14 protein-coding genes are annotated in these 15,074 nt (G+C 48.2%); 11 read left to right on the top strand and 3 right to left on the bottom strand.

Annotated features, from left to right (window positions below):
* Position 1: 1 nt before the first annotated feature.
* Positions 2-310 carry a methylated-DNA--[protein]-cysteine S-methyltransferase gene (locus EZMO1_RS27515; protein ID WP_236632066.1) on the top strand — a complete coding sequence of 103 codons (309 nt, stop codon included), beginning with the start codon at positions 2-4 and terminating at the stop codon, positions 308-310.
* A 175-nt stretch (positions 311-485) separates the two neighbouring features.
* Positions 486-692, top strand: a complete 207-nt coding sequence (locus EZMO1_RS02710) for a hypothetical protein (protein WP_034878004.1) — start codon at positions 486-488, stop codon at positions 690-692.
* Between the two features lie 41 nt (positions 693-733).
* Here EZMO1_RS02710 and EZMO1_RS02715 read toward each other — a convergent pair whose 3' ends face one another.
* On the bottom strand, positions 734-1,726 hold the full coding sequence (locus EZMO1_RS02715; protein WP_034878720.1) for a serine/threonine protein kinase: 993 nt from the start codon (positions 1,724-1,726) through the stop codon (positions 734-736).
* Between the two features lie 984 nt (positions 1,727-2,710).
* Here EZMO1_RS02715 and EZMO1_RS02725 point away from each other — a divergent pair.
* The gene (locus tag EZMO1_RS02725) at positions 2,711-4,342 is read left to right on the top strand and encodes a trypsin-like serine protease (protein WP_222842183.1); all 1,632 of its coding nucleotides are present in this window, start codon (positions 2,711-2,713) and stop codon (positions 4,340-4,342) included.
* Positions 4,343-4,486: 144 nt separating this feature from the next.
* Here the strand turns inward: EZMO1_RS02725 and EZMO1_RS02730 are convergent, their stop codons facing one another.
* Positions 4,487-5,056, bottom strand: coding sequence for a ComF family protein (locus EZMO1_RS02730; protein WP_160174098.1), 570 nt, complete (start codon positions 5,054-5,056; stop codon positions 4,487-4,489).
* A gap of 273 nt (positions 5,057-5,329) precedes the next feature.
* Here EZMO1_RS02730 and bioB point away from each other — a divergent pair, with 273 nt between their 5' ends.
* The 6 genes from bioB (at position 5,330) to EZMO1_RS02760 (ending at position 11,927) form a co-directional block, all read left to right on the top strand.
* A complete protein-coding gene (gene bioB, locus EZMO1_RS02735; RefSeq protein ID WP_034878008.1) occupies positions 5,330-6,397 on the top strand; it encodes a biotin synthase BioB in 1,068 nt (355 codons plus the stop codon).
* A gap of 22 nt (positions 6,398-6,419) precedes the next feature.
* Positions 6,420-7,631, top strand: a complete 1,212-nt coding sequence (bioF, locus tag EZMO1_RS02740) for an 8-amino-7-oxononanoate synthase (RefSeq protein ID WP_420809915.1) — start codon at positions 6,420-6,422, stop codon at positions 7,629-7,631.
* Positions 7,628-8,374, top strand: coding sequence for an alpha/beta fold hydrolase (locus tag EZMO1_RS02745; protein WP_034878009.1), 747 nt, complete (start codon positions 7,628-7,630; stop codon positions 8,372-8,374). The genes bioF and EZMO1_RS02745 overlap by 4 nt, the downstream gene beginning before the upstream one ends.
* Complete coding sequence (gene bioC / locus EZMO1_RS02750) at positions 8,359-9,180, top strand: malonyl-ACP O-methyltransferase BioC (protein WP_051790426.1); 822 nt, start codon at positions 8,359-8,361, stop codon at positions 9,178-9,180. Before EZMO1_RS02745 ends, bioC begins: the two co-directional genes overlap by 16 nt.
* A gap of 42 nt (positions 9,181-9,222) precedes the next feature.
* Positions 9,223-9,906 carry a dethiobiotin synthase gene (bioD, locus tag EZMO1_RS02755; RefSeq protein WP_034878010.1) on the top strand — a complete coding sequence of 228 codons (684 nt, stop codon included), beginning with the start codon at positions 9,223-9,225 and terminating at the stop codon, positions 9,904-9,906.
* A 230-nt stretch (positions 9,907-10,136) separates the two neighbouring features.
* Complete coding sequence (locus EZMO1_RS02760; RefSeq protein ID WP_034878011.1) at positions 10,137-11,927, top strand: acyl-CoA dehydrogenase C-terminal domain-containing protein; 1,791 nt, start codon at positions 10,137-10,139, stop codon at positions 11,925-11,927.
* 70 nt (positions 11,928-11,997) lie between these two features.
* On the opposite strand, the gene EZMO1_RS02765 is transcribed toward EZMO1_RS02760, so the two are convergent.
* Positions 11,998-12,258: a hypothetical protein gene (locus EZMO1_RS02765; RefSeq protein ID WP_034878012.1), complete on the bottom strand. Its 261-nt coding sequence runs from the start codon at positions 12,256-12,258 to the stop codon at positions 11,998-12,000.
* A 180-nt stretch (positions 12,259-12,438) separates the two neighbouring features.
* Between EZMO1_RS02765 and EZMO1_RS02770 the strand changes: the two genes are divergently transcribed.
* Positions 12,439-13,044 (top strand): hypothetical protein, encoded by a 606-nt coding sequence (locus EZMO1_RS02770; RefSeq protein ID WP_034878013.1) that lies wholly within the window; start codon positions 12,439-12,441, stop codon positions 13,042-13,044.
* A gap of 159 nt (positions 13,045-13,203) precedes the next feature.
* On the top strand, positions 13,204-14,985 hold the full coding sequence (locus tag EZMO1_RS02775) for an acyl-CoA dehydrogenase C-terminal domain-containing protein (protein WP_034878014.1): 1,782 nt from the start codon (positions 13,204-13,206) through the stop codon (positions 14,983-14,985).
* The last annotated feature ends 89 nt before the right edge of the window (positions 14,986-15,074 follow it).

Below are 15,074 nucleotides of genomic sequence, written 5' to 3' on the forward strand. Positions count from 1 at the left end.
GATGCAAGAATATATGCAGGGAAAGCGTAGATCATTCGATGTACCTGTTAAGCCTGAAGGAACGCTGTTTCAGAAGCAGGTTTGGCAAAAGCTGTTAGAGATTCCCTATGGAGCAACAGTCAGTTATAGCGAACTGGCTTCAAGCATTAATAATCCCAAGGCATCAAGAGCAGTAGGTGCTGCAGTGGGCAAAAACCCCTTACTGGTTTTCATTCCCTGCCATCGGGTCATTGGGTCTTCAGGCGCATTAACAGGTTATGCAGGTGGGCTTGAGGCAAAAAAGTGGCTTTTGACACTGGAAAACCCTTAGCCCGAATATTTCATAAATTTGCTGCCAACTGTCAACAGCCCATGGAAATAGTGCTTTTTTACCAAAAATGCTTCGGACACATCAGTCCGAAGCCATTGCAGGTACAAGCGAGAGTTTTCAAGGGATGTAGCAATAGCGCATGCATTTTATGAAATATTCGGGTTAGGAGGTTCACATGGACCATTACAGTGTTCTGGACCTTACGGTAAAAGCCGCAAAGCTTTGGCTGGAAAATCTGGATAACCGTTCAGTTGCCAATACCAAGTCGCTCGAAGAGCTTCGCAAGGCTTTATTTTTAAAACTGGAAGAAGAAGGGCAGCGGCCTGAAGATGTATTACAATATCTTATTCAGTCAATGGATGGTGGCTTGCTGGGTATTTGATGGGTAGTTGCTTTCGGGCAAGTACCCATCGTTTATGCTTTTTAAGGCATAATCGTTAATGGCGGTTCATCCAGTGCCGCCATTTGCTCGCGCAGTTCCAGAATATGCTCCGACCAGTAACGCTCGGTATTAAACCATGGAAAGGCCATGGGGAACGCCGGGTCTTGCCATCGCTTGGCTAACCAGCCGCTGTAGTTCATCAGGCGCAGGGTTCGGAAGTATTCAATCAGGTTCAGCTCAATCGGGCTGAAGTCATAAAACTCATTGTATCCCTCTAATAGCTCTGACAATTGTGCCGTCTGGTTGGCACGATCGCCTGACAGAAACATCCACAAGTCCTGAATGGCCGGTGCCATACAGGTGTCGTCAAAATCCACAAAGTGGGCATTATCGTCGCGCCAGAGAATATTGCCGCAATGGGCATCTCCATGAACCCGGATGGCTTTGGGTTGGTACTGTTTTTCGATGTTTTCCAGTTTGTTCAGAATATCTCTGCTCAGGGTTTCGTAGGCAGGTAAAAGCGGTGTTGGAATAAAGTCATTTTCCAGCAGCCACTCCACATTGTCTTTGCCATAACGTTGTAAATTAATGGCTGGTCGATGTTCAAAAGGTTTTGCCGAACCCAACTGATGCAACCTTCCCATGCAGCGCCCCAGGGTGAGCAGGTGGTCAAAGTTGTCCAGTTCTGGTGGATAGCCACCTTTGCGTTCAAACAGTGCAAACTGAAAACCTTCGAATTCGTGCAGGGTTTCGCCCTGTTCGTTCTTTAAAGGAGGAACAATAGGAAACTCCATATCATGAAGTTCGAGGCTGAACTCATGTTCTTCCAGAATTTGCTCTTTGGTCCAGCGTTGTGGGCGGTAAAACTTGGCAATAATGCGCAGGCTTTCTTCAATGCCTACCTGGTAGACGCGGTTCTCGTAACTGTTTAATGCCATAATTCGGGCATCAGAAAGATAGCCCTGACTTTCAATGGCATCCAGCACCCGATCCGGAGTGAGCTGATCGTAAGGGTGTTGAGCACTTGAGTTCATACTGATGTCCGCGTACATAACCGATAAACAGCTATTTTATTGGGTGGTCGCGGGGCTGTCGAATACAGATAGATACTGACAGGGCTTCCAGTATCTGTATTCGGATGGATTTTAAAGTACCCTGAATTCGTATCATAAGTGCATAACCTCTGTAACCAGAGAGTTGCTTCAGAACCTTTGAAGTGAATCAGAACTCAGGTGTCAACCCCGTTTTGAAATGACCTTTTTCCACCGGTTTGAGATGACCCGTTTTCAGCAACACTTTTGATCAGCCAACCTGTAAAAGCCCCAGTTTTAACCTGTGCATAATCTGAGCATTTGTCTCTACAGAGCTGTAGCTCTTGATATTCAAGTCCTGATGGATGTGTACGTTTGTTTTAAATTGATGCATAAGCCTTGGGTCACCTTGCCGACTGAGTTGCATCACACCCAATGCAAATGGCATCAATGCCATTACCGTGCTATAAAACTACTATGCGAAGGCCGACTTTTTCTGATTTACAACAAAGTCGGCCACCCGTTGATTTCCAAGGTCTAGAGGAAAATATATTGTACATAAGTACATTAAAAATACAGCAAAATTGATGCACATGGACGACACATGTCTTTCGAAATGCGGCAAATTAATGTTGTAAAATGGTGCTATTTTCTTATCTAAGCCTTGGGAATTCTGAAAAGTCCGAATTTTGGCATTTACAGTAAAAGTCGGTCTTCGCGTACCTACTGCAAATCGTTAAATCTCTGAAGGTCATATTCCCCACTTGCGGCGAACTACTCACAGAGCTTACTTCATACCCAGCCCCTTGGGGCGGAGTAGTTGTCTCAAATGTTTAGCAGTCGTCAATGGAACTCAAAAGGATATGCCAAAGTCAAGATTTATTGAACAGTCTTCAAGCAAAGCAGTATTGCACTGAAAAGGTCTTTATCTCAGTACACTGAAATTTCGGCGGGTTTGACTCTATGAAGATCAATTGTTCCATACACATGCTTATCATTCTTTGCCAGATTGCTCTTCTTTCCTCTGGTGTCCGGGCACAACACTTTTTTCCGGCAGCTCTGGCTCCCGGATATTTGAAAATGCATGAATCACTATTGGAAAAAACGTTTGATGAGCATGCATCGTTGCGTGAAAAACGATCTATTAACGGAATGCCTGACTCTGGCAGATGGTATTGGATGATTAAAATAGTTAGATCATCAACAGCTCAGCCATGCACAGGTATTCCCCTGAATGCACGCTGGGTGATAACAGCGGCACACTGCACGATCAATGAGACAGAGGGAGTGCTGGCTATTGACTATACGGCCAATCTTGGAGACCAGACAGAGGACAAAACAGTTACTGCAATCAAAAATTACAGTCAGATCCATGGTGCAAGAATCCCTGTTAAACGAATTGTTAAACACCCGAACTCAGAAGCCGCCAAGGACGATAGGGCTTCAGGCATTGCTTCTACACAAAATCCTGCCACAACACCCCAAACAGAAGCTTTTGCTGGGGGACATGTGGGTGTTAATGATATAGCCCTGCTGGAGTTAAGCTTTCCCCTGCCTGTGGAAGTAGTTAACAAAACGCCACCCGTTAACTTTAATGAAGTTAATATCAAGCCAAATCTAAAAGCCACGATGGCGGGCTATGGGGACGGCTACGGAACAAATCCGCAAAATGTTCCACATTACTACTCAAGTACATTAAGAAGCTTTAAGAAGGGTGATTTGAAAATTCTGACTCTGCCTGTGAAAAAAAAGCCTAAACGGGGAAAAGTGAATTCTGGACCCAAGCGATGCAAAAGGCTTCTTTCAGGCAATGCTGAAGCCGACAACCCGATGATATGTGATACAGGTGCTCCAATCCCTTCCAATGGTGATAGCGGTGGTCCTCTGGTCAGCAATAACATGATTATTGGAACACTATACGGAGGAGATACTTACTCTGACATGAGCTTTCGGACAAAAGACGGTGCTGCTGTATTTGAAATGGAGCGTATCAAGTTTGAGCCGATTTTGTATCATAAACATCTTATTACGTCTAATGCAGGATTCCAATGGACTGATCATAAAATCATACCCGAGGGACAGGGCTTTTCACCAGTTACTACGAATTATAAAAAAGATGATTCAGGGATGGCTGTCGTGCCTGTCTGCAGAGTTAAAAACGCAGACAATAGCTGGTCTTATGGAACCATGACTAAGTATATTGGTCTTAAACACTGTCGTTATAGTTTTTACGGGTTTTACAGACATAAAGTAGCGCAACTTGAAGACATTAACTTTCAGGTAGCGTCCGGCTGGGAAAACCAGAACAGCGAATCAGATGCAAAAATTGTGTGGAAAAAATTGCATAAGAAACACCTGACACCAACGTCTTCTTCCACCACACCCATCGCTATAGACTTTGACTCTAAAGGTAACTCTCTTTATCTATGTGCACTGATAAGCGATGAAGATGGTGGTACAACTCATTTGGAAAATGGCGAATTTGGGATAATCAGTAAACAATCAAAACGATGTAAGATCGGAAACAAAGCATTTCGTTTTAGCCCTAACAGAAATCGATTTTTCTGGGTGCTTTCCATTCAAAGCCCGATGCATCAAACACAGTTTAGTAACCAGTAAAACTCATAGCCACATGGACTGTGGCAGCTTGAATTATGCACTTTCACATCAATGCGTTTGAACACAGCCTACTCTTTAGCTTTACGTTTATCATTAGAGAATTCCTTCGTTGTCAATCGTATTTTACTGTCCGGGCTTAGATCATCAAATTGCTGGCGTTCTGACCAGACACCAGACATCTATGGTTTTTACGCCCTGCTTTTTTAGAACTCTCGATAGCTCTGAAACGGTCTCCCCTGTGGTGACTACATCATCAACAATGGCAACATGCCGATAGCCTGTTTCCCTGCAGACAAAGGCTCCTCGAATATTCTTAAGACGTTCACTGGCTTTGAGTTGTTGTTGCGCTTCTGTCGCACGAATCCGTTTTACCATTTTTTTGTCTAAAACCATCTTTTTATCTTTTAGCTGACGATTGAGGGCTTTCGCCAGGAGCAGAGCTTGGTTGTAACCGCGCTGCTGTAAGCGCTTTCTGTGTAGCGGTACCGGAATAATGGCTTCTGGCCAGATTTCCTGATGGTAATGCTGTCGAAGCACCTCAGCCAGTGAGGCTGTCATTGGCTTTATCAAAGCGGTCTGCTGGCTGTACTTGATGCGGTGAATAATGTGGTTGACTGGAAAGCGGTACTGAAAAGCCGAGTAGCAGCGATTAAAGACGGGTGTTTTTTTAAGGCACTGACCGCAGAGTTTTGTTGATGCAACGAGGACAGGCAAGCCACAACTCTGGCAGGCTTGCTGATTATCGGGGCAGGCATTCAAACACAATTCACAGAGGGGTTGCCTGAACGACGTGGCTCCTCGACACAACAGGCAGCTTATTTGTAGCGTATTGTTTAATATTTGTTCGATTGTAAACATTCTTATGGATTAACGATTGACGTTAGATTTCAATTCATTATTATCAGCCATGTTTTAATCTCAATAATCAATATTAATGGCTGTGCTCAGCGTTACTGCCACGGGCGCTCCGGGGAAAAATTGAACAACATGACTGCACCTGTAGGCACCACTCACTCTGGTACAACCCTTCGCCATGACTGGACGGTCGAAGAAGTTGAGGCGTTGTTTCAGCAGCCTTTTAATGATCTGATTTTTCAGGCTCAGCAGACTCATCGTGAACACTTCAACCCGAATCAGGTGCAGGTCAGTACGTTGTTGTCGATCAAAACCGGTGCCTGCCCTGAGGATTGCAAGTATTGTCCCCAGAGTGGTCACTACAACACCGGACTCAGTAAAGAAAAGTTGATGGAAGTGCGCAAGGTGCTGGAAGAGGCGCGTGCCGCAAAAGTATCGGGTGCGACTCGTTTCTGTATGGGTGCAGCGTGGAAAAACCCGCCGGAAAAAGACCTGCCTTACATCATGGAAATGGTGAAAGGCGTGAAGGAAATGGGTCTGGAAACCTGCATGACGCTGGGTATGCTCAATGCCGATCAGGCGAGCCGTCTGGCAGAAGCCGGGTTGGATTATTACAACCATAACCTGGACACATCGCCCGAATTTTACGGCAGCATCATCACCACTCGCACCTTCTCTGATCGCCTGGATACTCTGCAGCATGTGCGAGATGCCGGTATGAACATTTGCAGTGGCGGCATTGTGGGGCTGGGTGAAACCGAGCGTGACCGTGCTGGCATGCTGGTGGCTCTGGCCAATCTTCCTAAACACCCTGAAAGTGTGCCTGTGAATATGCTGGTGCGGGTAGAAGGAACACCGTTGGAAGACGTTGAAACCGTGGATGGTATCGAATTTGTGCGCATGATTGCGGTGGCCAAAATTATGATGCCAGCATCCAGTGTTCGACTTTCTGCCGGTCGTGAAAACATGAGTGACGAGTTGCAGGCGCTGGCATTTCTGGCCGGAGCCAACTCTATTTTCCTCGGCGATAAGCTGCTGACCACACCCAACCCGAAAGAAAGCCGTGACCGACAGCTGTTTGATAAACTCGGCATCAACATGGACGATCGAACCGAGCAGGATGCTGAAGCCTTTGCCCGAAGCTGCCCTCTGCGTGAGCAGGATAACGACCATTATTACGATGCGATGAAAGCTTCCTGAGTGAATGGATACGGATTAGTCGATGGATCGCTCTATGGATAGCTCTATGAATAGCTGGATGGATAAAGAGCTGCAGCAGGATTTGCAGTCGCGCAGGGAAGCTAACCTGTATCGGTCTCGTAAAACGCTGGAGACGGCTCAAGGACCCGAGGTGGTCATTGATGGAAAACCGTATCTGGCGTTTTGTAATAATGATTACCTCGGGTTAGCCAACCATCCTGAAGTGGTTGCCCGCCTGAAAAAGGCGACAGCTGACTATGGTGTCGGCGGCGGGGCTTCCCACCTTGTGGTGGGTCATAGTAGAGCTCATCATCAACTGGAAGAAGAGCTGGCTGAATTCACCGGAAGAGACCGGGTACTGCTGTTCTCTAACGGCTATATGGCCAACCTCGGTGTGATCTCTGCTCTGCTAAATAAGCAGGACGCTGTGTTTCAGGATCGCCTGAATCATGCCTCGCTTCTGGATGCCGGTCTTTTGTCGGGCGCCCGTTTTCAGCGTTATTTGCACAATGATGTGGACAATCTGACCACCCGACTGGAGCGTTCTGATGCCCGTCGCAAGTTGATTGTGACCGATGGAGTGTTCAGCATGGACGGTGATGTGGCGCCCTTGCCGGAGCTGGCAGAGCTGGCAAAACAGCAAAACGCCTGGTTAATGGTTGACGATGCCCACGGTTTTGGCTGTTTGGGCAAGATGGGCGGGGGAGTTGCAGAATACTTTGATCTATCTCAGGATGACTTGCCGGTGCTGGTTGGTACACTGGGCAAGGCCTTTGGTACGGCTGGTGCGTTTGTAGCGGGTAGTGAAGCGTTAATTGAAACACTTATTCAGTTTTCCCGTACCTATATTTACACCACCTCCATGCCGCCGGCGGTAGCGGCTGCCACCCGAACCAGTCTGAAACTGCTGCGTGAAGAAACCTGGCGACGTGACCATTTACAGGTGCTGGTTCAGTATTTTCGCCAGGGTTGTGAACAACTGGGGTTGCAGCTGATGGAATCGGCTTCACCGATTCAGCCGGTAATGGTCGGCAGTGCCAGCAGTGCGTTGGCGATGAGTAATGCACTGGCTGAACAGGGTATTCTGGTGACTGCCATCCGACCGCCTACCGTTCCTGAAGGAACGTCGAGGCTCCGTATTACTTTCAGTGCTGCCCACAGCCGCGAGCATGTGGATCAGTTACTGAGTGCACTTGAGCGCACGGTAAGTCCGTTGCAGGAGGAAGTGGCATGAGTCTGCCCATCGTATTAATCAGTGGCTGGGGCATGCCGGCAACCGTGCTGGAACCACTGGCACAGGAGCTGGATGGCGATGGCCGTGCCTGCGTGGTTCAGTTACCGGGGCTGGTGGAAGAACCCGGTGCCCGCTATGGCTGGCAGGAGTTAATGGGTTATCTTGATCTGCACCTGCTGGAAACGCCGGTGGTACTGGTTGGCTGGTCGCTGGGTGGAACGCTGGCGGCACTCTATGCCAGTCAGAACCCTGACAAGGTAGCTGGTGTGGTGACCCTGGGCACAAATCCATGTTTTGTTCGAAATGACGACTGGCCTCAGGCGATGCTGCCCGCCACCTTCTCAAGCTTTTATGCGGGTATGGAAGAAGACCCGAAAGCGACCATTCAGCAGTTTTCAATGCTGTGTTCCATGGGCAACAGTAATCAGAAAGCATTGATGCGTGAACTGGCAACGTTGACTGAGGATGTTGATCTGGAACCTGCTATTTTGTTGGGCATGTTGAAATTGCTTGGCGAGAGTAATGTGCGTTCCCAGTTTGCTGATTTGCGTTGTCCGGTCATTCACTGCTTTGGTCGTCAGGATGCACTGGTGCCTGCTGACGTTGCCCAGCGCATTGAACAGGAATTTCCTGCCCATGCGGTGAATGTGTTCAATGGCGGGCACACGTTCTTTCTTGATAATGAAACCGGCATTACCCGTCAGGTAGCAGAACTGGTGACCCGTTTATGCACCAGAGGGTAACGTCATCCGTTGCCGGGGTGTGTCGGCCAGCTCGTGCAGATAAACGACGCATTGCCGTCAACTTCAGCCGCGCTGCCAAAACCTATGATTATGCGGCAGTCCTTCAGGATCGTGTGGCTGCCAGAGCCATGCTTGGGTTGCCTGCAGACTGGTTACCTGATTGTGTGTTGGATCTAGGGTCTGGCACCGGTAGCCAGACAACACTGCTGGCAGAGCATTACCCGCAGGCAACGGTTCTGGGAATGGATCTTGCGATAGGTATGGCTTCTCATGCCCGATCCAGTTATCCGGAGCTGAACTGGTGTTCTGGTGATATCGAACACTTGCCGTTTAAAAGCAATGCGCTGGATGTGGTGTTTTCCAGTCTTGCCATTCAGTGGTGCGACCTGAGCAGGGTGCTCGAAGAAGTTTATGACGTATTAAAACCCGGTGGTGTATTTGTCTTCTCAACACTGGCTGCCGGGACTATGCATGAGCTGAAACAGGCATGGAGCAGCGTTGACCGTCATGTGCATGTGAATACTTTTGATGCCTTCAGCACGCAAAAGCACTGCGTTCAACAATCTGGTTTTCAGTTGCACTCTTTTAAGCTGCAGACCGAGACCGTTTTCTACCTTACTGCCATGCAGCTACTCAGGGATATGAAAGCGCTTGGGGTAAACACGGTGCCGTCGCGTCAGAATGGACTGATGTCCCGCCAGCGAATCTTCAAGTTTCAGCAGGCTTATGAAATGTTCCGCACCGATAAAGGATTGCCTCTATCCTATGAAGTCATTTACGGCATACTCCGTAAACCTCAACGTTAACTGAAACTATAATCAGGCAGATAAGCCGGAGTATACACACTGATGGCTAACACCTATTTTGTTACCGGAACCGATACCGATGCAGGTAAAACGGTGGTTTCCTGTGGCCTGCTGGAAGCAGCCCGTCAGAAACAGTTGCAAACCATTGCCCTGAAGCCCATCTCGGCGGGTTGTGAATCCACACCGGAAGGGTTGCGTAATGGTGATGCCGTAAAACTGATGGAAGCCATGACCATTAAGTTGCCTTATGCCCAGGTTAACCCTGTTGCATTTGAGCCGCCTATTGCGCCTCATATTGCCGCAGAAGAAGAAGGCCGTCGTATTACCGTTGACCGGCTCTCGGGTATTTGTCGTGGAGCCCTGATGCGACAGCATGACCTGTCATTGATTGAAGGTGCGGGTGGTTGGCGAGTACCACTGAATAACCGTGAAATGCTGTCTGAACTGGCCGTTGAAATGAATACGCCGGTGATACTGGTCGTAGGCATGAAACTGGGCTGCCTGAGCCACGCTTTACTCAGTGTTGAATCCATTCTGCGAGATGGTTTAACGCTGGCAGGCTGGGTGGCAAACCGTATTGATCCGGATATGAATCATTTTGAAGAAAACGTTCAGACCTTGAAAGACAGCATTCCTGCGCCTTGCCTCGGGGTTATTCCATGGCTTGATTCTCTGGATAACGGTTCTGTTGCCGGGCATCTGGATATTCAGCCTCTGCTGAAATAATTGATAGCTATCCTGCCTTCCTCCAAAGAAAGGTCTTTTAGAAGATCTTTCTTTCTTCAGTAAAAGCCCATCTGATTTCCATCTTTCAGCCGCTCTTTTGAAGATGTTGCATCTTCACAGCTGTTCACAGCAGTTGACATTGAATTCGTTCATACGTAAGTTTAAAACAACTGTTTGAATTGCTGCTAAACTAAACCTATATAAATAAAAGAACAAGTGAGGTAGTCGCAATGCCGGAATATAAGGCACCTCTGAGAGATATTCGTTTCGTAAGGAACGAGTTGCTGTCATACCCTGAACACTACGCCAGTCTGCCGGGTGCAGAAGAAGCTACGCCTGATATGGTGGATGCCATTTTGCAGGAAGGGGCTAAATTCTGTGAGCAGGTATTATCTCCCCTCAATCAATCAGGTGATCAGGAGGGGTGTACCTGGAGTGAACACGGAGTAAAAACCCCGGCAGGATTCAAAGAGGCTTATCAGCAATATGTTGAAGGTGGCTGGCCTTCCCTTGCCAGTGATGAAGCCTATGGCGGACAAGGCTTGCCTCACTCACTGGGACTCTCCATCAGCGAGATGGTCGGGCAGTCAAACTGGTCCTGGGGCATGTATCCGGGGCTGAGCCACGGGGCGATGAGCACCATTGAAGCCCATGGCACGGAAGAACAGAAAGAAACCTACCTTACCAAGCTGGTGACCGGTGAGTGGACGGGAACCATGTGCCTGACCGAATCCCACTGTGGTACTGACCTTGGCATGCTTCGCACCAAGGCTGAGCCTAATGACGACGGTTCTTACCGCATTACCGGTACCAAAATATTCATCTCTGCCGGTGAGCACGATATGGCGGAAAATATCGTTCATATTGTTCTTGCCCGCCTGCCAGATGCTCCGGAAGGTACCAAGGGTATCTCGTTGTTTATTGTGCCCAAGTACCTGCCTCAGAGCATTGGGGAAAGCAACGGTGTCAGCTGTGGCTCCATCGAACACAAAATGGGTATCCACGCGAATGCAACCTGTGTCATGAATTTTGACGAGGCAACCGGCTTTTTGATCGGTCCAGAGAATAAAGGCCTGAACTGCATGTTCACCTTCATGAACTTTGCACGTCTGGGCACGGGTTTGCAGGGGCTGGCGCATTCGGAAGTGGCTATGCAGGGCGCATTGAGTTATGCCCGCGAGCGTTTGCAGATGCGTTCATTGAGTGGTGTTAAAAATCCGGATGGCCCGGCTGATCCGATTATTGTCCACCCTGATGTCAGAAGGATGCTGCTTACTATTAAAGCCTTTACTGAAGGCAACCGGGCTCTGGCTTACTACACAGCCAAGCTGGCAGACCTGATGCACCATCCGGATGAAAGTGTTCGCAGTCAGGCTGATCTGACCATGGGTTTTCTGACGCCTATCCTGAAGGCTTTTGTGACAGAGACCGGTTTCGAAGCGGCTAACCTTGGTCTGCAGTGTTACGGCGGACACGGTTACATTGCTGAATGGGGCATGGAACAGAATGTTCGTGACGCCCGTATCTCCATGCTTTATGAAGGAACGACCGGTATTCAGGCTCTGGATCTGCTGGGTCGCAAAATTCTGCTGACTCAGGGCGAGTCCATGCGAACTTTCACCAAAGTCGTTCATCGTTTCTGCAAAGATCAGGCTGATAATGAATCGCTGAAAGAGTTTATCGAGCCTCTGGCTGCCCTCAATAAAGAGTGGGGCGAAATGACCATGCAGATTGGTATGAAGGCCATGCAGAACAAGGATGAGGTGGGTGCTGCGTCGGTCGATTTTCTGATGTATTCCGGTTATGTCTGTCTGGCTTACTTCTGGGCAGAAATGGCAAAAACGGCTCAGGAAGCACTGGCTGCTGGCTCGACTGAAGAAGGCTTTTACAAGGCCAAGATTCAGACCGCACAGTTCTACTATCAGAGATTGTTACCCAGAACCCTGATGCACAAGGCGGCCATTGAGTCGGGTGTCGATAATCTTCTGAGTATTGCGGAAGAGGACTTCGGAGAAGCCTGATCTTGGGCGTTGTTTGAATGAAAGGCCACTGTAGAGTGGCCTTTTTTATGAAGCATTTCTGATCGTGTGCTTATGATGTCTCGTCAAGAATCATAAAGCTCAGCAATGTTGTCGGCAGGGCAATAATGAGCGCTACTGGAAGCACTGGATTAATCAGCATCAAAGAGCAGGCTGCAATCCATACATTACGAACCAGCGCTTTTTTGGCCTTGTATTGCCGTGTCAGACGGCGGCGGGAGAAATGCCCGGGATCGGGAAGTTCGTTAGCCTTCAGTGTTTGCCCAAGGTTGATGTGTAACATTGCTTTTATAAGCGAAAAAAAATAACGCATAGCCAGTCCTTTAACCTGCGTACTTACTAACTCTAGCTCAAGTTGACCTGATTTTTTATCTTATCTGTATTGGTGCTTTTTTGCACAACTCTAAGCGTTGGTCTATACAATATCATTCCAAAAACGATTTTCTAAATTTCCCGGAGTCATATCAGCTGCTTTGGCTGTATCAGGCAGACTATGAGCTATTTAACCCAGTTAAAAAAAATAATAGTGGTTTTTGTTCTGGCCACTCCTTTCGTTATGCCAGAAAGTGTTTTATCGGATGAGCTGCAGGAGACTGAAGGCGTTACCAGCGAGCTTCCTGATCTGTCAGAAAAACCGGTGGACTCCAAAACGACACTCGATCTGTCGTTACCCTATAACAGTTTTGATCAAGAAAAAGGCTGGATGAAACAGCTTTGGGGGCGTCCTTTCAGAGATAAGCTGTATCTCGGTATGTGGACCCTGCATCTGGAATCCGGTGATGATCAGGAAAGCAATAATCAGCTGATCGGTGCCACTTACAAAGGTTATTACGGCGGAACGTTTATCAATACCCACCGTGATCGTGTCTGGTCTGGTGGCTGGCAGCGGACTCTGTTTCAGCAAAAATACGGTGAAATCGAGGTGGAAGCGGGTTATCGCGCAGGCATGATGTATGGCTATAAACGTTACCTGAAACTGGGTAACTCCCGCTGGTTTCCTCTTTTCCAGGCTCTGCTTGATGTCGAATATAAAAACTTTGGTGTCCAGTTTTCATGGGCAGGTGTCGTCTTAACCGCAGGGTTTTATTATCGATTCTGATTTTCGCAGAAATTTGCATGAATTTTCGTGGTTTTCATAGAAAAACCTCAGGTAGAATAGCGGTCGGTAAACGTATAAACAGAGTCTGAAAACGGGTCAGGCTCTTATACACAACTCAATAACAATAAACCCTATAACAAAAATCAGAGTACCGTCGCTATGATTGATTATCAGGCTCCCCTGCGTGATATGCGTTTTGTCTTGTATGAAGTGTTTAATGTCGCTGATGACTGGGCTCGTTGGGAATCACTCAGTGAACTGGTGGATCAGGAAACGGCAGATGCCATTCTGGAAGAAGGCGCCAAGCTGGTGTCGAAAACGCTTTCTCCTCTCTATCGAACCGGTGACGAACAAGGCTGCCACTGGCAGGATGGCAAGGTCTCTACACCTTCCGGTTTTAAAGAAGCCTATCAGTTGTATTCCGAAGGTGGCTGGACCGGTCTGAGTGGTAATCCTGAATACGGCGGCATGGGCATGCCCAAGTCGCTGGGCGCTCAGTTCGATGAAATGAGCTGTGGTGCCAATCTGGCTCTGATGCTTTACCCGAGCCTCACGTCCGGTGCCGCTCTGGCTATTGATGCCCATGCTTCTGAAGCCATTAAATCGTTATACCTTCCCAAAATGTATTCCGGAGAGTGGGCGGGAACGATGTGTCTGACCGAGCCCCATTCCGGAACAGATCTGGGTATTATTCGTACCAAGGCAATTCCTGAAGACGATGGCAGTTACAGCCTGACCGGAACAAAAATATTCATTACCGGCGGTGAGCATGACTTATCTGACAATATTGTTCATCTGGTGCTTGCGAAGCTACCGGGTGCCCCCGCTGGTCCAAAAGGTATTTCCCTGTTTCTGGTTCCTAAGGTTCTTGTGAACGACGATGGTTCGCTTACGGAACCCAACAGTGTCAGCTGTGGCTCTATTGAGCACAAGATGGGAATCAAAGGTGCATCAACCTGTGTGATGAACTTTGACGGTGCTAAAGGTTACCTTGTGGGCGACCTGAATAAAGGTTTGAACTGTATGTTCACCATGATGAATTACGAGCGGCTGTTTGTCGGTATTCAGGGGTTGGGCAGTGCCGAGCGTTCCTATCAGAATGCGCTGGCGTATGCCAAAGATCGTTTGCAGGGACGTGCCGCTACTGGTGTAGCGTATCCGGACAAGGAAGCAGACCCGTTGATGGTTCATGGTGATATTCGCCGAACGCTGATGAACATAAAAGCGTTGAACGAAGGCGGCAGGGCATTCTCAACGTTTGTGGGACAGCAGCTGGATAAGGCTAAATTCGGTGAAGCGTATGAGAAGCAGAAAGCGGCAGGTCTGGTCGCACTACTCACACCGGTGGCCAAAGCCTTCTTTACGGATATGGGGCTGGAGTGTTGTGTTGCAGGTCAGCAGGTACTGGGTGGTCATGGTTATATTGCTGAATGGGGGCAGGAACAGCTGGTTCGCGACGTACGAATTACGCAGATTTATGAAGGCACTAATGGCATCCAGTCGTTGGATTTACTGGGCAGAAAAATAGCGGCGAATGAAGGTGCTTATTTCAGGTTGTTTGCCGATGAAGTCCGGGTATTTATTGGTAATGCTGAAAATAGTGAGTTTGCTCCTGCATTATCCAAGGCTCTGGATGAACTGGAGCAGGCGACAGAAGCACTGCTTAAGCAGACAGCGGATGACCCAAATACCATTAACGCTGCTTGCGTTGAATACCTTCAGGGGTTTGCTTATGTCGCTTACGGGTGGGTGTGGGCGCAAATGGCGGAAGTGGCTAAAGCGCAGTTAGACAGTGGTACTGATGATCAGGACTTCTATCAGGCAAAAGTAACAACAGCCCGTTATTTTTATAAACGACAGCTACCTAAAGGTTCAGCGTTGCTGAAGGCTGCTGTATCCGGGGCTGAAGAGTTGTATGGCCTGAGCAATGAGCAATTTTGATTTGATCCGGATTGGCTGATCGATCAGCTTTGAGTCTATAGTTAAATAACTGGATGAGTAATATCTACAAGGATTGTAGAGGCAAGGAC

This window comes from Endozoicomonas montiporae CL-33 (genome assembly GCF_001583435.1).
GTDB classification, from domain to species: Bacteria; Pseudomonadota; Gammaproteobacteria; order Pseudomonadales; family Endozoicomonadaceae; genus Endozoicomonas_A; species Endozoicomonas_A montiporae.